The 13,798-nt window shown below is 74.6% G+C and carries 16 protein-coding genes; 10 read left to right on the top strand and 6 right to left on the bottom strand.

Going from position 1 to position 13,798, the window contains the following annotated elements; all coding sequences use genetic code 11:
• The first annotated feature begins 120 nt into the window (after nt 1–120).
• Genes ACGFIR_RS06655 through ACGFIR_RS06675 form a run of 5 tightly spaced genes read left to right on the top strand, consistent with a single transcriptional unit; the run spans nt 121 to nt 4,135 of the window.
• A complete protein-coding gene (locus tag ACGFIR_RS06655; RefSeq protein WP_393143541.1) occupies nt 121–1,764 on the top strand; it encodes an AAA family ATPase in 1,644 nt (547 codons plus the stop codon).
• Between the two features lie 30 nt (nt 1,765–1,794).
• Nucleotides 1,795–2,247, top strand: a complete 453-nt coding sequence (locus ACGFIR_RS06660; protein ID WP_393143543.1) for a hypothetical protein — start codon at nt 1,795–1,797, stop codon at nt 2,245–2,247.
• On the top strand, nt 2,244–2,459 hold the full coding sequence (locus tag ACGFIR_RS06665; RefSeq protein WP_393143545.1) for a DUF2997 domain-containing protein: 216 nt from the start codon (nt 2,244–2,246) through the stop codon (nt 2,457–2,459). The genes ACGFIR_RS06660 and ACGFIR_RS06665 overlap by 4 nt, the downstream gene beginning before the upstream one ends.
• Nucleotides 2,443–3,462, top strand: a complete 1,020-nt coding sequence (locus ACGFIR_RS06670) for a helix-hairpin-helix domain-containing protein (protein WP_393143547.1) — start codon at nt 2,443–2,445, stop codon at nt 3,460–3,462. Before ACGFIR_RS06665 ends, ACGFIR_RS06670 begins: the two co-directional genes overlap by 17 nt.
• Nucleotides 3,455–4,135, top strand: a complete 681-nt coding sequence (locus tag ACGFIR_RS06675; RefSeq protein ID WP_392999668.1) for a 4Fe-4S cluster-binding domain-containing protein — start codon at nt 3,455–3,457, stop codon at nt 4,133–4,135. Before ACGFIR_RS06670 ends, ACGFIR_RS06675 begins: the two co-directional genes overlap by 8 nt.
• Before the next feature lie 96 nt (nt 4,136–4,231).
• Here the strand turns inward: ACGFIR_RS06675 and ACGFIR_RS06680 are convergent, their stop codons facing one another.
• Genes ACGFIR_RS06680 through ACGFIR_RS06690 form a run of 3 tightly spaced genes read right to left on the bottom strand, consistent with a single transcriptional unit; the run spans nt 4,232 to nt 6,664 of the window.
• Entirely contained in the window at nt 4,232–4,975 is a 744-nt protein-coding gene (locus ACGFIR_RS06680) for a hypothetical protein (protein WP_393143549.1), read from the bottom strand.
• 1 nt (nt 4,976) lies between these two features.
• A complete protein-coding gene (locus ACGFIR_RS06685; RefSeq protein ID WP_393143550.1) occupies nt 4,977–5,771 on the bottom strand; it encodes an ABC transporter permease in 795 nt (264 codons plus the stop codon).
• Complete coding sequence (locus ACGFIR_RS06690; RefSeq protein WP_392999662.1) at nt 5,768–6,664, bottom strand: ABC transporter ATP-binding protein; 897 nt, start codon at nt 6,662–6,664, stop codon at nt 5,768–5,770. Before ACGFIR_RS06690 ends, ACGFIR_RS06685 begins: the two co-directional genes overlap by 4 nt.
• A gap of 132 nt (nt 6,665–6,796) precedes the next feature.
• Between ACGFIR_RS06690 and ACGFIR_RS06695 the strand changes: the two genes are divergently transcribed.
• From ACGFIR_RS06695 to ACGFIR_RS06705, 3 genes are all read left to right on the top strand, one after another.
• The gene (locus tag ACGFIR_RS06695) at nt 6,797–8,035 is read left to right on the top strand and encodes a sensor histidine kinase (RefSeq protein WP_393143553.1); all 1,239 of its coding nucleotides are present in this window, start codon (nt 6,797–6,799) and stop codon (nt 8,033–8,035) included.
• Nucleotides 8,014–8,745, top strand: coding sequence for a response regulator (locus ACGFIR_RS06700; RefSeq protein ID WP_393143555.1), 732 nt, complete (start codon nt 8,014–8,016; stop codon nt 8,743–8,745). Before ACGFIR_RS06695 ends, ACGFIR_RS06700 begins: the two co-directional genes overlap by 22 nt.
• A gap of 115 nt (nt 8,746–8,860) precedes the next feature.
• Complete coding sequence (locus ACGFIR_RS06705) at nt 8,861–9,304, top strand: hypothetical protein (RefSeq protein WP_392999656.1); 444 nt, start codon at nt 8,861–8,863, stop codon at nt 9,302–9,304.
• 148 nt (nt 9,305–9,452) lie between these two features.
• On the opposite strand, the gene ACGFIR_RS06710 is transcribed toward ACGFIR_RS06705, so the two are convergent.
• Nucleotides 9,453–10,241 carry a D-Ala-D-Ala carboxypeptidase family metallohydrolase gene (locus ACGFIR_RS06710; RefSeq protein ID WP_392999654.1) on the bottom strand — a complete coding sequence of 263 codons (789 nt, stop codon included), beginning with the start codon at nt 10,239–10,241 and terminating at the stop codon, nt 9,453–9,455.
• Nucleotides 10,242–10,544: 303 nt separating this feature from the next.
• Here ACGFIR_RS06710 and ACGFIR_RS06715 point away from each other — a divergent pair, with 303 nt between their 5' ends.
• Together ACGFIR_RS06715 and ACGFIR_RS06720 are read left to right on the top strand one after the other, a co-directional pair.
• Nucleotides 10,545–11,186, top strand: coding sequence for a DUF6642 family protein (locus tag ACGFIR_RS06715; RefSeq protein WP_392999652.1), 642 nt, complete (start codon nt 10,545–10,547; stop codon nt 11,184–11,186).
• A gap of 57 nt (nt 11,187–11,243) precedes the next feature.
• On the top strand, nt 11,244–11,708 hold the full coding sequence (locus ACGFIR_RS06720; protein WP_392999650.1) for a PPOX class F420-dependent oxidoreductase: 465 nt from the start codon (nt 11,244–11,246) through the stop codon (nt 11,706–11,708).
• Nucleotides 11,709–11,762: 54 nt separating this feature from the next.
• Here ACGFIR_RS06720 and ACGFIR_RS06725 read toward each other — a convergent pair whose 3' ends face one another.
• Entirely contained in the window at nt 11,763–12,404 is a 642-nt protein-coding gene (locus tag ACGFIR_RS06725; RefSeq protein WP_392999648.1) for an NAD(P)-dependent oxidoreductase, read from the bottom strand.
• Between the two features lie 133 nt (nt 12,405–12,537).
• Nucleotides 12,538–13,770 (bottom strand): serine hydrolase domain-containing protein, encoded by a 1,233-nt coding sequence (locus ACGFIR_RS06730; RefSeq protein WP_393143557.1) that lies wholly within the window; start codon nt 13,768–13,770, stop codon nt 12,538–12,540.
• Nucleotides 13,771–13,798: the final 28 nt, after the last annotated feature.

A 13,798-nucleotide genomic window follows, 5' to 3' on the forward strand; every position in this document is an offset into this window, starting at 1 on the left:
GCGGTCACGAGGTCGGCGGCGGGAGGTGCCGCCGCCGACCTCGTGATCGACGCCGGGGCCGGGAGCGGGTGGGCTGTTAGAGTCGCGTCGCTCTTCGGGTCCCGGCGGAAGGGAGCGACGGTGGCGGTGCCGTTCCGCGACGCGTTGTCGCAGATGCTCAAGGCACGCTTTCCGGTCCTCTACGTCGAGTCGTCCGAGGAACAGCGGGTGATCGCCGAGGTCTGCGCCGTCGCCCAGGACGCCAACCTCGTCCGTACGCCCCGGGCGGTGTGGACCTGGTCGCTGACGACGGGGCTCGTGCAGCCCGACGGCGTCGCCCGCAAGGGCACCACCGAGCCCGACGACGCGCTGGCGGCGGCGCTGCGCGTCGAACATCCCAGCGTGCTGATCTTCAAGGACCTGCACCCCGCCCACGGCAGCGGCGACCGGCCGGGCAACCCCGGGGTGGTCCGCCGGCTGCGCGACGTGGTGGCGGCGTTCAAGTCCGGCCCGGTGCCGCGCACCCTCGTCCTGGTCTCGCCGGTGCTGCACATCCCGGTCGAGCTGGAGAAGGACGTGACGATCGTCGACTTCCCGCTGCCCACCGAACCGGAGATCCGGCGGGTGCTGGACGGCATGATCGCCGCCAACTCCGCCGGTGGCCGGATCCGGATCGCGCTGGACGACCTCGGCCGGGAACGGCTCGCCAAGGCGGCCCTCGGGCTCACCCTGCACGAGGCGGAGAACGCGTTCGCCCGCGCCATGGTCAACGACGGTGTGCTCGACGGCGGCGACCTCGCGGTCGTGCACGAGGAGAAGCGGCAGACCGTACGCAAGTCGGGGCTGCTGGAGTTCGTCGACGCCGCGGTGGACCTCGCCGACGTCGGCGGGCTGGAGAACCTGAAGCGCTGGCTGGCCAAGCGGAACGGCTCCTGGCTGGCCGAGGCGGCGGCGTACGGGCTGCCCGCGCCCCGGGGCGTGCTGATCACCGGCGTGCCCGGCTGCGGCAAGTCGCTCACGGCGAAGGCCATCGCCTCGGCGTGGAACCTGCCGCTGCTGCGGCTGGACGTCGGCCGGGTCTTCGCCGGGCTCGTCGGATCGAGCGAGCAGAACATGCGTACCGCGATCCGGACCGCCGAGGCGACCGCGCCCTGCGTGCTGTGGGTCGACGAGATCGAGAAGGGCTTCGTCGGCGGGACCGGCGACTCCGGCACCTCGGCCCGGGTGTTCGGCTCCTTCCTGACCTGGATGCAGGAGAAGGCCAGGCCCGTCTTCGTCATCGCGACCGCCAACGACTTCGAACGGCTGCCCCCGGAGCTGCTGCGCAAGGGGCGCTTCGACGAGATCTTCTTCGTCGACCTGCCGACGCGGGCGGAGCGGGCGTCGATCTGGCGGGTCCACCTCGCCCGGCGGCTGCGCAACCCGGCCGCAGCCGGTGCCCTGACCTGCGACGACGACCTGCTCGGCGAGCTTGCCGGGCTCAGCGAGGGCTACTCGGGCGCGGAGATCGAGCAGGCCGTCGTCGGCGGGCTCTTCGACGCCTTCGCCGAACGGCGACCGCTGCGCCGCGACGACCTGGTCCGGGCCCTGGTCAGCATGGTGCCGCTCAGCGTCACCCAGGCGGAACGCATCGATGCCGTACGCTCCTGGGCCGACGCCCGTGCCGTCGCCGCCACCGCCGCCGAGGACTGGGACCTCGGCGGTCGTTCCGGCGCTCCCGGCGGCCCGCGTCCGGGCGGCCCGGGGCCGCAGCGGGGACACGGCGGGCGAGCGGTCGAGTTCTAGGGTGGGCCTCGACACGAAGGGATGGGCTCGATGAGCGTCTCACTGATACTCCTGCCGCTGGCCGTCGCCGCCGTCGCCGCGACCCACGCCGCCACCGCCGGGCGGGACGGGGAGGGCCGCGTCGTCTGCCAGGTGCAGACCCGGATGCGGGACGAGACGCTGCTCGTCGCCGCGCTGCGCGACACCGGCGCGGCGGTCACCACCGAGGCGGACGCGATCATCGCGGACTGGGCCGGGGCACGGGCCGGCTTCCGGCGCGGCGAGGACGGCATCTGGTCGGCCCACTTCACGGGCGAGGTCGACGAGCAGCGGGCCGTCGAGGCGGTCCGGGCCATCGACACCGCGTACGGGCGGCAGGTCCAGCGGGCCGTGCTGGAACGGCTGCGCGAGCAGGCCCTCGCCGCCGGGCTGCGGCTGGAGTCCGAGGAGGTCGCCGAGGACGCGAGCGTCCGCCTGGTGTTCGCCGTGGAGGGCCGGTCGTGACGGGCGGGCAGCCACGGATCGTGGTCACCGTGACCAGCGAGGGCGTGGTGAGCGCCGAGACCAGGGACGTGCTCGGCGACGGCTGCCTCGACTACATCGCCGTGCTGGAGGACCTGCTGGCGGCCCGTACGGTGCACAGCACGTACACCGCCGACCACGCCCGTGCCGCCGCGCCCGCGCGGCAGGAGGAGCACGATGTCGAACGCGCCTAGCCCCGGCTGGCCGCCCCCGGCCGTCCCGCGGCCGAGCGCCCTGTGGCAGGTGTTGCAGAGCTGGTGGCTGCTGCTGCCCGTCCTCGGGTGCAGTTGCCTCGGCGGCTTCGGGTTCATCTACGTGGGGCTGCGGGCCGGCCGCGCGGCGTGGTGGGTCCCCGGCATCGTCTACTCCGTGCTCGGCTGGACGACGTTCATCATCGTCGGCGAGACGGACAAGGAGAGCACCGTCAGCGACTGGGCGGTCGGCGCGCTGCTCGCCGTGTGGATCGCCGGCATCATGCACGCCTCGCTGATCAACTCGGCGTGGCTACGCTGGCTGGCCGACCGCCAGGCCAGGACGGCGGCGGCGCGGTCCGGCGCGTACCCGCTGGCTCCGCTCCCCCGGGCGGCCCCCGCCGGGCCGCTGCCCACCCCCTACCCGGGCATGAGCTGTCCGTCCGGCGCGCTGACGGCGTATCCGCCCGCGTCACCGACGGGGTACCCGCCCGCCTCGCACACGGGGTACCCGCCCGGGTCCCCGGCGCATCCTTCGCCGTCCGGGTACCCGTCGCCGGCGTATCCGTTCGGTGCGCCCGCGTATCCGCCCGCGCCGCCGTCCTATCCGCCCGGGTCGCCGGGGGGACAGCCGAACGCGCCGGTGGGTCGTCCGCCGCTGCCGGCCGACCCGACGATGGCGCCGTACCAGCCCGTCGATTCCCTCGGGTCCGAGCCGCTCGCGCCGCCGTCGGACCCGTGGGCCGACGGGGAGTCCGGGAGGGTCGACGTCAACACGGCCGGGCCGGAGGCGCTCGCGGCGCTGCCCGGCTTCGACCCGCAGCGCGTACGCCAGGTGCTGGCCGAGCGGGAGCGGCGCGGCTCCTTCGGCAGCCTGGCCGAGTTCGCCGCCGCCGCCAACCTGGCCCCCCACGAGTACGCCCGCCTGCGCGACAGCCTGGACTGCGTCCCGCCCGCCGGGCCGGCACCCGGGCAGCCGCCGCCCGGCCGGGTCCTCGATGTCTGACGACGGTCCCGGGCCCCGCCCGCCGACCGGGGCGGAGACGGTGGCGGTGGCCCGGTTCCTGGCCGCCACCCGGGCCGAGGGGCCGGGCGAGCGGACCGCCGTCTGGGTGCAGGGCTGCGAGATCCGCTGCCCCGGCTGCTTCAACCCGCACCTGTGGAGCTTCCGGGGCGGGGAAGAGGTCGCCCCCGCCGACCTGGTGCGCCGGGTGCTCGACGCCGGCACCGAGGGGCTGACGCTGCTCGGCGGCGAGCCCTTCGACCAGGCCGCCCCGCTGGCGGCCGTCGCCGCCGGGGTGCGCGCCGCCGGCCGCTCGGTGATGACCTTCACCGGCTACACCACGGCCCGGCTGCACCGCGCGGTCGACGCGGGCCGGGACGACGTCGCGGCGCTGCTCGCGGCGACGGACCTGCTCGTCGCCGGTCCCTTCCTGGCCGACCGGATCGACACCCGGCGGCCCTGGGTGGGCTCCACCAACCAGGAGTTCGTGCTGCTCGACGACCGCTTCCCGGGCCTGCTCGACGAGGTGTCACGCAGCCCGGACCGGGTCGAGGTGACCGTCGACGCCACTGGCCGCGTCGCGGTGAACGGCTGGGCCGAGGCCGACGCCCTCGACGAACTCCTGGCGTCGGTGACCGGCCCGCAGCCCCGCCGGAACGCGGCCCGACCCCGTTGACCGACCGGCCCGGCTCCGAGGCCCGGCAGAACGACCGGCCTGGCTCCGAGGCCCGGCAGAACGATCGGCCCGGCCGAGAGGCCCAGCCGGCGAGGGCTACCGGCCGTCGCCCGTACGCTCAGCGGAGGTCGTGTCGGGCGGTACGGGGCCCGGGGCGGCGCGGGTCAGCCGCCAGTACTGCCGTGTGTGGTCGTCGCGGACCACCACCCCGGTGCGGGCCAGCTCGGCGCGCAGTTCCCGCGCCTCGCCGGTCCTGTCCTTGTCGAGCGCCCGCTGCCGGGCCCGCAGCAGCGCGTCCGCCCCCGGCGGCAGCCCGGGCAGGTCCGGCACCCACCGCCGGTACGCGTCCCGGTGCGGGTCGGCGTCCGTCCATGGCCAGCCGTGCGCGCGGAAGGCGGCGGCCAACCGTGCGGCGGACAGGTCCGACTTTTCCCGGGCCAACTCGTCGCCGTCCCGGCCGAGCAGCACCAGGTGCCCGCCGTCGGGGAACACCGCGTGCACCTGCCGCCGCCCGACCTCCCGCGTGGTGCTGCCGCGGCGCAGCCGTGCCCGCTCGCTGTCGACGGCGATGGTGAGCCGCTCGGCGGTGCCGATGGCGGCGACCACCAGGCCGCCCAGCACCCCGAGCGCCGCCCCGCCGAGGCCGGCCTGCGCCTCGGGGAGCCCGGCGACCAGCTCGAACAGCCTCTGGAACGGTGCCCAGGGCAGCTCGCCGATCCATCCCGCGCTCCTGGCCAACAGCCATCCGGCGCTGGCGCCGAGCACCGGGAAGCCGCCCCAGAGCAGTGCCAGCTCGGCCGTGCCGCCGTCGACGACGGTGGGGGTGCCGTGGCCGGCCACGTCAGGACACCTCGCGGCGCAGCGTACGGATCAGCCCGGCGACCAGCGGAACGCCCAGCCAGACCAGCAGCGACACCCCGAGCCGCCCCCACTGCCCGGCGGTGACGTCGGGGGTCAACAACGGTTCCATGGTCCGGCCGGTGTCCAGCCAGCGCGCCGGGCCCTCCAGCGACCGGATCATGCCACCGAGGATCGACCAGATCGTCGGCAGCAGCAGGTAGCCGACGATGGCCAGCGGCGTGTTGAGCAGCAGCAGCCCGAAGCCGACGCCCATCAGCACGTTGATCACCTGGAACACGATCGCGTGCAGCAGCAACGTCCCCTCGAACCGCCACGTGCCCGCGCCGCCGGTGGCCCCGGCGACCAGCGTGCCGACGGCGGCCACGGCGAGGCCGACGAGGACCGACGCCAGGGCCGCCAGCACCGTCGCGGCCAGCTTCGCGGCGATCACCCGGCCCCGCCGGGGCACCAGGGCGAACGTGGTCAGCGCGGTGCGCTGCGACCACTCCCCGGTGACCGACAGGATGCCCAGCACCGGCAGCAGCAGGCCGACCGGCAGCAGCGTCGGGAGGAAGAAGTTGGCGAAGTCCTGGTCGGCGGCGTCAGTCCAGATCAACTGGACGACCACGAGGGCGGCGGCGAGCAGCCCGATGGCGATCAGCAACCACAGTCCGGCCCGGGTGTCGACGAGCTTGCGCAGCTCGACGCCGGTGAGCCGGAACAACGACGGCCGGCGCAGGTCGGGCTGGCGGCGCGGGGCGGTGGCGGGCGAGGTGGTGGCGGTGGTGGTGGTCATCGGACGGCCTCCCGGGTCGACGCGCCGGCGGTCAGGGTGAGGAAGAGCTGTTCGAGGCCGCCGCTGCCGGCGGGCCGCAGTTCGGTGAGCGCGACGCCGGCGTCGGCGGCGGCCTGCCCGACCGTCTCCGCGTCGGCACGGACCAGCAGCCCGTCGGTGCCGTCGGTGACGGTCAGCCCCGCCCGGTCGAGCGCGCCGCGCAGCGCCGCCGCGTTCCGCGCCCGGACCAGGGTGCCGCCGCCGGCCAGCAACTCGTCCTTGTCGCCCTGGGCCACGATCCGGCCGCCCCCGATGACCACCAGCCGGTCCGCGACCGCCTCTACCTCGCGCAGCAGGTGGGAGGAGAGCAGCACCGTGCCGCCCCGGTCCGCGAAGTCGCGCAGCAGGCCGCGCATCCAGAAGATCCCCTCCGGGTCCAGGCCGTTGGCCGGCTCGTCGAGGACCAGCACGCGCGGGTCGCCCAGCAGCGCCAGCGCCAGGCCGAGCCGCTGCCGCATGCCCAACGAGTAGGCCCGGACACGGCGCTTCGCCGCGACCTCGTTCAGCCCGACGAGGTCGAGCTTGGCGACCACCTCCCGGCGGGGCACGCCCAGCGTGGCGGCGGCGACGGTCAGCGCCTCCCGCCCGGTGCGCCCGGCGTGCTGGGCCGAGGCGTCCAGCAGCACCCCGATCTCCCGACCCGGGTTGGGCAGGTCCCGGTACCGCAGGCCGCCGACCGTGGCACCGCCGCCGCTGGGCGGGGTGAGGCCGCAGATCATCCGCATGGTGGTGGACTTGCCGGCGCCGTTGGGCCCGAGGAAGCCGGTGACGGTGCCCGGCTCGCAGCGGAACGACACGTCGTCGACGGCGGTGTGCCGCCCGTACCGTTTGGTGAGGTGTGCCACGTCGATCATGCCGGTCAGCGTGCCCGCGCCGGTCGGCTGCCCGCAGCGGCCGGCGGTCTCGTCCGGCGGCTACCTTGGTCGACCCGAGGTGTCGACTTTGGTAGCTGGCCGCCGTCCCGGGCGGGTGCCTAGCATGGCGGCGTGACCAGCGCCGCCTTGCCCGAGAACCCCTGGCTGCTGCCGGGGGCCCTCGCCGAGGCGGTCGGGCGGACCCGGCGGACCACCCGCGACTGGTTGGTCGACGGCCTCTGCTTCCTGCTCTCCCTCGGCTGGGTCCTGCTCGCCACGGCCGACGCGGTCGCGGCGGACCCGGAGTTCGCGACCCCGCTGCCGCAGCGCTGGATGGTGCCGGCCGACGCCCTGGTCGGGGTCGTCTGCTGCGGGCTGGTCTGGGCGCGTCGCCGGTGGCCGCTGGGGTTGGCCGTCGCGACCCTGCCGCTGACCGTGTTCTCGATGGCGGCGGCGGTGCCGCTGCTGATCTTCTACTTCACCGTGGTGGTGCACCGCCGTACGGCCGTCGCGCTGGCGGTGACCGCCGGCGGGCTGGCCACCAACTTCGCCTTCAGCTACCTGCGTCCGGACCCGCACCTGTCGTACTGGGAGACGACCGTCTGGGGTGCGTTGATCAGTCTCTTCGTGCTGGCGTGGGGGATGTTCGTCCGGGCGCGGCGGCAGTTGGTCGTGTCGCTGCGGGAGCGCGCCGAGCGGGCCGAGGCGGAGCAGCAGCTGCGGGTGACCCAGGCCCGGCACCTGGAGCGCACCCGCATCGCCCGGGAGATGCACGACGTGCTGGCACACCGCATCTCGCTGCTCAGCCTGCACGCGGGCGCGCTGGAGTTCCGGCCGGACGCCGCGCCGCAGGAGGTGGCGAAGGCGGCGGGCGTGATCCGGGACAACGCCCACGCCGCGTTGCAGGACCTGCGCGAGGTGATCGGGGTGCTCCGCGCGGAGACCCCCGCCGAGGAGGAGCCGGAGCGCCCGCAGCCCACCCTGGGCGACCTGCCCGCGCTCATCGAGGAGTCCCGGGCGGCCGGGGTGCGGGTGACGGTCCGCGACGTGGTGTCGGCGGTCGAGCGGGTGCCCGTGGCGGTGGGGCGCAGCGTCTACCGGATCGTGCAGGAGGGGCTGACCAACGCCCGCAAGCACGCCGCCGGCGCCGTCGTCACGGTGGATGTGAGCGGTGGCCCGGGTGACGGGCTGAGCGTGGAGATCCGTAACCGGTGGCCGGTCGGCGGTGGCACCGGCCCGGAGATCCCCGGCACCGGCACCGGCCTGGTGGGCATCGCCGAACGGGTCAGCCTGGCGGGCGGCCGGCTCGCGTACGGGCGGGACGAATCGGGCGACTTCCGGCTGGCCGCGTGGCTGCCGTGGCCGGCGTGACCGGGCCGGTGCCGGGCGGGCCGACGGCGGACGGGCCGGGCCCCGGGCGGCCGGTGCGGGTGCTGATCGTCGACGACGACGCGCTCGTCCGGGCCGGGCTGTCGATGATCCTCGGTGGGGTGCCGGACCTGCTCGTGGTGGGGGAGGCCGCCGACGGCAGCGAGGTGCCCGCCGCCGTGGCCGCCTGCGCGCCGGACGTGGTGCTGATGGACATCCGGATGCCCCGCCTCGACGGTCTCGCGGCTACCGAGGCGCTGCGCGCGACGCCCGACCCGCCCGAGGTGCTGGTGCTGACCACCTTCGACGCCGACGAGCAGGTGCTCCGGGCGCTGCGGGCCGGGGCCGGTGGCTTCCTGCTCAAGGACACCCCGCCGGCCGAGATCGTGCGGGCGGTGCACCGGGTGGCGGCGGGGGAGGCGACACTCTCCCCGGCGGTCACCCGCCGGCTGATCGACCACGTGACCAGGCCGGGCGTGCCGGGGCCCGAGCCGCGCCGGGAGCGGGCGCGGCGGAGGCTCGCCGGGCTCAGCGAGCGGGAGCACGAGGTCGCCGTCGCGCTCGGGCAGGGCCGGACGAACGCGGAGATCGCCGCCGAGCTGTTCATGAGCGTCGCGACCGTCAAGGCGTACGTGTCGCGGCTGTTGGTGAAGCTCGACCTGAACAACCGGGTCCAGGTCGCCCTGCTGGTCCACGACGCCGGACTCGTCTGAGCCGGTCTGAACCCGTCGGGCCCGGTCTGAACCTTTCGGGGCCGGCGGCCGTACCAGTCGCCGAGGACGTGGTGCGGGTGGGCCGTACCGCTGCCGGAGCCGCGGGAGGCCTGCCGTGCGATTTGGTGAGCAGTCGACGGATCCCATCGACCAGATCCTGGGTGAGATGCCGGTGCCGGCGTCGCTGACCCCCGAGGACGTCCGGCTCGCGGTGCGGGCCGTGGTGGTGCACGCCGCCGAGGAGTGGCCGGCCGGGCCGTTGTGCCGCAACGACGGGGCGACGTACCCGTGCCGGCTGCACCGCTGGGGTCGGCGGGTGCTGGAGCGGCACGGGCTCAACGAGCGGCAGATCGACGCCCTGGTGCGGCACGGCAACCCCTTCGTGCAGGTGCCGTTCCCGTTCACGGTGACCGGCCCCGCGCCGGCCGGCCAGGCGCCACGCACCCCCGCCGGCCATCCCGGCCGGCCCCGGGCGGTCACGCCCGGCGGCCGGTCCGCCGGCCTGGACCGGCCGGTGGCTCCCCCCGCCACCGCGCCGCGCTGGCCCCGGGCGAGCTGAGCGGGGGTACGCCCGCCGGCCCGCCGGGGCAGCGCTCCTCGGCCTCGGCCGCCGTGGTGGTCGCCGGTTCGCCGCCGCACGACGTCGGCCCGGATGCGGGGTTGCCACCCCCGTCCGGGCCGGCGTCGCCGCTCGACCTGCCGGCGGCTCAGTCGTTGCCGGCGCCGATGCCGCAGTCCGGCGCGGACCAGCTGGTGGTGTTCGAGGTGTTGTCCCGGTCGTTCTCGCGCCGCGAGTCCACGTGCACGTGGTCGTCGTGGTCCGGGTAGCCGGGACCGTAGATCCCGCTGAAGCCCCGGCTGCGCGCGTCCCGGGCGATCTGGCACAGCGAGCTGGTGCCCGACACCACGTCGGCGGCGTTGCCGTAGAGGTGCTGGCTGTCCGACGCCCCACCGACCTGGTTGTTGCAGGCGCGGCTGCGGAAGCCGCTGCTGACGTGCAACGGCTTGTCGCCGAGGCCGCGCCGCAACGCCTCCAGCTTCCACATCGTGCGCAGCGCGTTCTGCCGGGTCTGCGCGGCGGAGAGCGGGCCGCCGGTCCAGCCTCCACGCCCGCAGCCGTCGTCCATCTCGCTGAAGCTGAAGTGCCGGGGCGTGCAGTCGTCGTCCTGCAGGGCGTAGAGCTTCGCGTACGTCTGCGGTCCGGCGACGCCGTCGACGCGCAGCCCGTACGCGGACTGGAACCGCTTGACCGCGGCGGCGGTCTTCGGCCCGTAACGGCCGTCGTTCTCCACGATGTCCCGGTTGCCGGCCCAACCGGCGACCCGGATCTGCAACTGGCGGACGTCGTCGCCGGAGCGCCCCTGGTAGAGGTTGCGCTTCCACGTGTAGCAGCCGTCGGCGTGGGCCGCTGGCGCGGCGACCACCGTGGCGACAGCGGCTGCCGGCAACGCCAGGGCGAATGCGACAGCGGCCCGTTTCAGGGTGTTAACGCGCACAGAAGTCCTCCCGATAGGAGAGTGAATGGGGTGGCATCCGGGACATCGGTCTGCCCGTCCCGTGATTTCCACCCTGGCAGGCCTACGGGCGGTTCGCGGCAATTAACAAGAATTGTCCTCACGATTCACCGTTCCTGAGCGTTCCCTGGGCATTACGCGAATTGCGAACCGCCCAATGGCGCGCAGTGGCGCCGGGAAAGCGCGGATGATGCGTAAAGCCGCAGCCCGGCACACTAAGGGTGATGTTCCTACGCCGGTCCGACCCGGTAACGTCAGCGCCCGGCGGGACCGGGGAGGGGCGGCATGGCACGTGGCGGTGTCTTCTGCATCGAGGGTCAGTGGCACCGCGACCTCAACGAGCGCGGTTCCGTCCTGCCCACGCTGGAACTGCTCGAACGGCTCGGAAAGATCCGCTTCATCCACAAGGACGCGGCCACCCGCGACGAGCTGTTCTACTTCGTGGACCGCTGGCTGCTCAAGCAGTACGCCGACCACCGGGTCGGCTTCTTCGCCATGCACGGCGAACCGAGCCGGCTCTGCCTGACCGACTGGGAATCGGTGGCGCTCGCCGACGTCGCCGAACTGATGGCCGGCCGCTGCGACGGCCGCCGGCTCTATTTCGGCAGCTGCTCGGTGCTGCGCGCCTCCGACGCGGTGCTGCGGGACTTCCTCGACGCCACCGGGGCGGCACTGATCTGCGGATACACCCGCGAGGTGGACTGGGTCGAGTCGGCCGCCTTCGAGACCGTCCTGCTCGACGTGCTGGCCAACGGCCAGCGCCACAACGCCGCCGAGCTGCGGATGGGCTCCGCGCACTGGGCGCCGCTCGCCTCGTACCTCGGCTTCCGGGTCATCTACGCCAACGGCCGCGCCTGGCGGCCCTCGGTCCGCCCCCGGGTGCCCGCCCAGCCCGCCGCGCGCCGCACCGCCCCGCGACCCCGGTGAGGCCCCGTGCGGCCTGGTGCGGTCGCCGGGCGGCGGGCGCCCTGGTAGGAACGAACGATGGCACGCAGCATCGCGACGAACACCCGGGTCGACCGGGCCGAGCTGACCGAGTTCCTCCGGCCGCGGCACCGGGTGGTGCTGATGACCACCCGCGCCGACGGCCGGCCGCAGTCGTCCCCGGTGACCGCCGGGGTGGACGGCGAGGGACGGTTGGTGATCTCCACCTATCCGGAGCGGGCCAAGGTCGCCAACGTCCGCCGTGACCCACGGGTGTCGGCGTGCGTGCTCTCCGACGACTGGAACGGCCCGTGGGTGCACCTCGACGGCACCGCCGAGGTGCTGGACCTGCCGGAGGCGCTGGAACCGCTCGTGGAGTACTTCCGCCGCATCTCCGGTGAGCACCCGGACTGGGACGAGTACCGGGCGGCGATGGTCCGTCAGGGCAAGTCGCTGATCCGGGTCACCATCGACGCCTGGGGCCCGATCGCCACCGGCGGCTTCCCCGCCCGCCTCGCCGACTGACCCGCCCCGGCCCGAGCCGTACCGGTGCACGCCGGCGTGCCGGGGCTCACCGCATCAGTACGCGGCGGTGAAACGGGTGTTCTCGTGCCGCGGCTGCTCGATCTCGTCGACGATCGCCACCGCCAGGTCCTCGTAGCTGAGCACCGAGCGGCCCTCGTGGTCGGTCACCGGCTCGTCGCCGCCGGTGCGGTAGTGCCCGGTGCGCTCGCCCGGGTGGAACTCCAGCGGCGGCGGGGAGACGTACGTCCAGGTCACCCCGTCGGCCGAGGAGCGGTAGAAGTCGAGGGCATCGGCCTGCCCCCGTGCGGCGTCGCGGTAGTCCTCGGGGAAGTCCGGCTCGTCGAGGTAACGGGTGCCCTTCGGGGTGAGCAGGGTCGAGCCGCCGCCCACGTGGATGATCCGGGGCGCGGCCGGCATGCCACGCAGCACCCCGACCAGGTTGCGGGCCGCGTCCAGCCAGAGGTCGTGTTCGCCGCCGCCGATCGCCACCACCATGGCGTCCGTGTCGGGCGCCAGTTCGCGTACGCTCCGCTCGCTGGTGGCGTCCCCGGTGACGACCGTGACGGCCGGCGGCAGGTACGACGTGGCCTCCGGGCGGCGCACCGCCGCCGTGACCCGGTGCCCCCGGCCGACCGCCTCGGCGGTGATCCGCGACCCCGCGGTGCCACCCGCGCCGAACACGACGATGTTGCTCATCGCGACCGCCTCCCGTCCTGCCCGACGTGGTCAGCCTCCAGGCTATTGACCTCCCCGGCCGGCCGGTGCCGTAACGGTGATCCCGGGGCGACCGGGTGCGGCGGTGGGCGCGGTGCGGCCACCGCCGGTCGGCTCAGTCGACCAGGGCGGAGTAGACGAGCTGCCGCAGCTGTGGCCGGATCGGGTAGGTGCTCGACGGCATGAGCTGGGTGAAGAACAGGGCCGTGACCTCCTCGGCCGGGTCGACCCAGAACGCCGTGCTCGCCACGCCGCCCCAGTAGTACTCGCCGGGGCTGCTCGGCACCCGGCTCGGCACGGGGTCGTCGACCACGGCGAAGCCCAGCCCGAAACCGATCCCCTCGAGGGTGGTCTCGGCGAAGCCGCCCGCCGAGAGGGTCTCCAGGTCCTGCCCGCCGGGCAGGTGGTTGCGGGTCATGAAGCGCACCGTGCGCGGCCCCAGCAGGCGCGTCCCGTCCAGCTCGCCGCCGCGCAGCAGCATCTGGGTGAACCGGTGGTAGTCGGCGGCGGTGGAGATCAGGCCACCGCCGCCGGAGAGCAGCAGCGGCTTCTCGTACGCCAGGGCGCCCAGCTTGTCGAAGCGGAACGCGCGGCCGGTGCGCGGGTCGGGCGCGTAGAGGGCGCCGAGCCGGTCGGCGGCGTCGCCCTCGGCCCACCAGTGCGTGTCGGTCATGCCCAGCGGGCGGAAGATCCGGTCGGCGAAGAAGGCGTCCAGGCTCTGCCCGGAGACCACCTCCACGAGCCGGCCGAGCACGTCGGTGGCGACCGAGTAGCCCCACGCCGTGCCGGGCTGGAACAGCAGGGGCAGCTCGCCGAACGCCTGGCAGGCCGTGGCGAGGTCGACGTCCGAGGGCGGGTAAAGGTCGTAGCCGGAGGCCCGGTAGATGGTGTCGACCACCGAGGTCTGCATGAAGCCGTACGTCAGGCCGGCGGTGTGGGTGAGCAGGTGCCAGACCCGGATCGGTTCGACCGCCGGCACCGTGTACGGCTTGAGGGCCGTGCCCTTGGAGTAGACGCGCAGGTCGGCGAACTCGGGCAGCCACCGGCTGATCTCGTCGGTCAGCTCGAAGCGGCCCTCCTCCCAGAGGATCATCGCGGCGACCGAGGTGACCGGCTTGGTCATCGAGTAGATGCGCCACAGCGTGTCCGCCTCGACGGGCCTGCCCGCCTCCACGTCGCGCAGCCCGTACGTCGACGAGTGGGCGATCTCGCCACGGCGGGTGACCAGCACCTGCCAGCCGGCGAGGCGGCCGTCGTCGACGTACCTGCCGAAGTGCTCGTCGATGCGCGCCAACCGCGCCGGGTCGAAGCCGATCTGGTCCGGGTCGATGCTGCGTGCCACACTCACGCCGCCGAAACTACTAGCCGGTAGGCCA

It is taken from the genome of Micromonospora sp. NPDC049051 (assembly GCF_043197575.1).
GTDB lineage: Bacteria > Actinomycetota > Actinomycetes > Mycobacteriales > Micromonosporaceae > Micromonospora.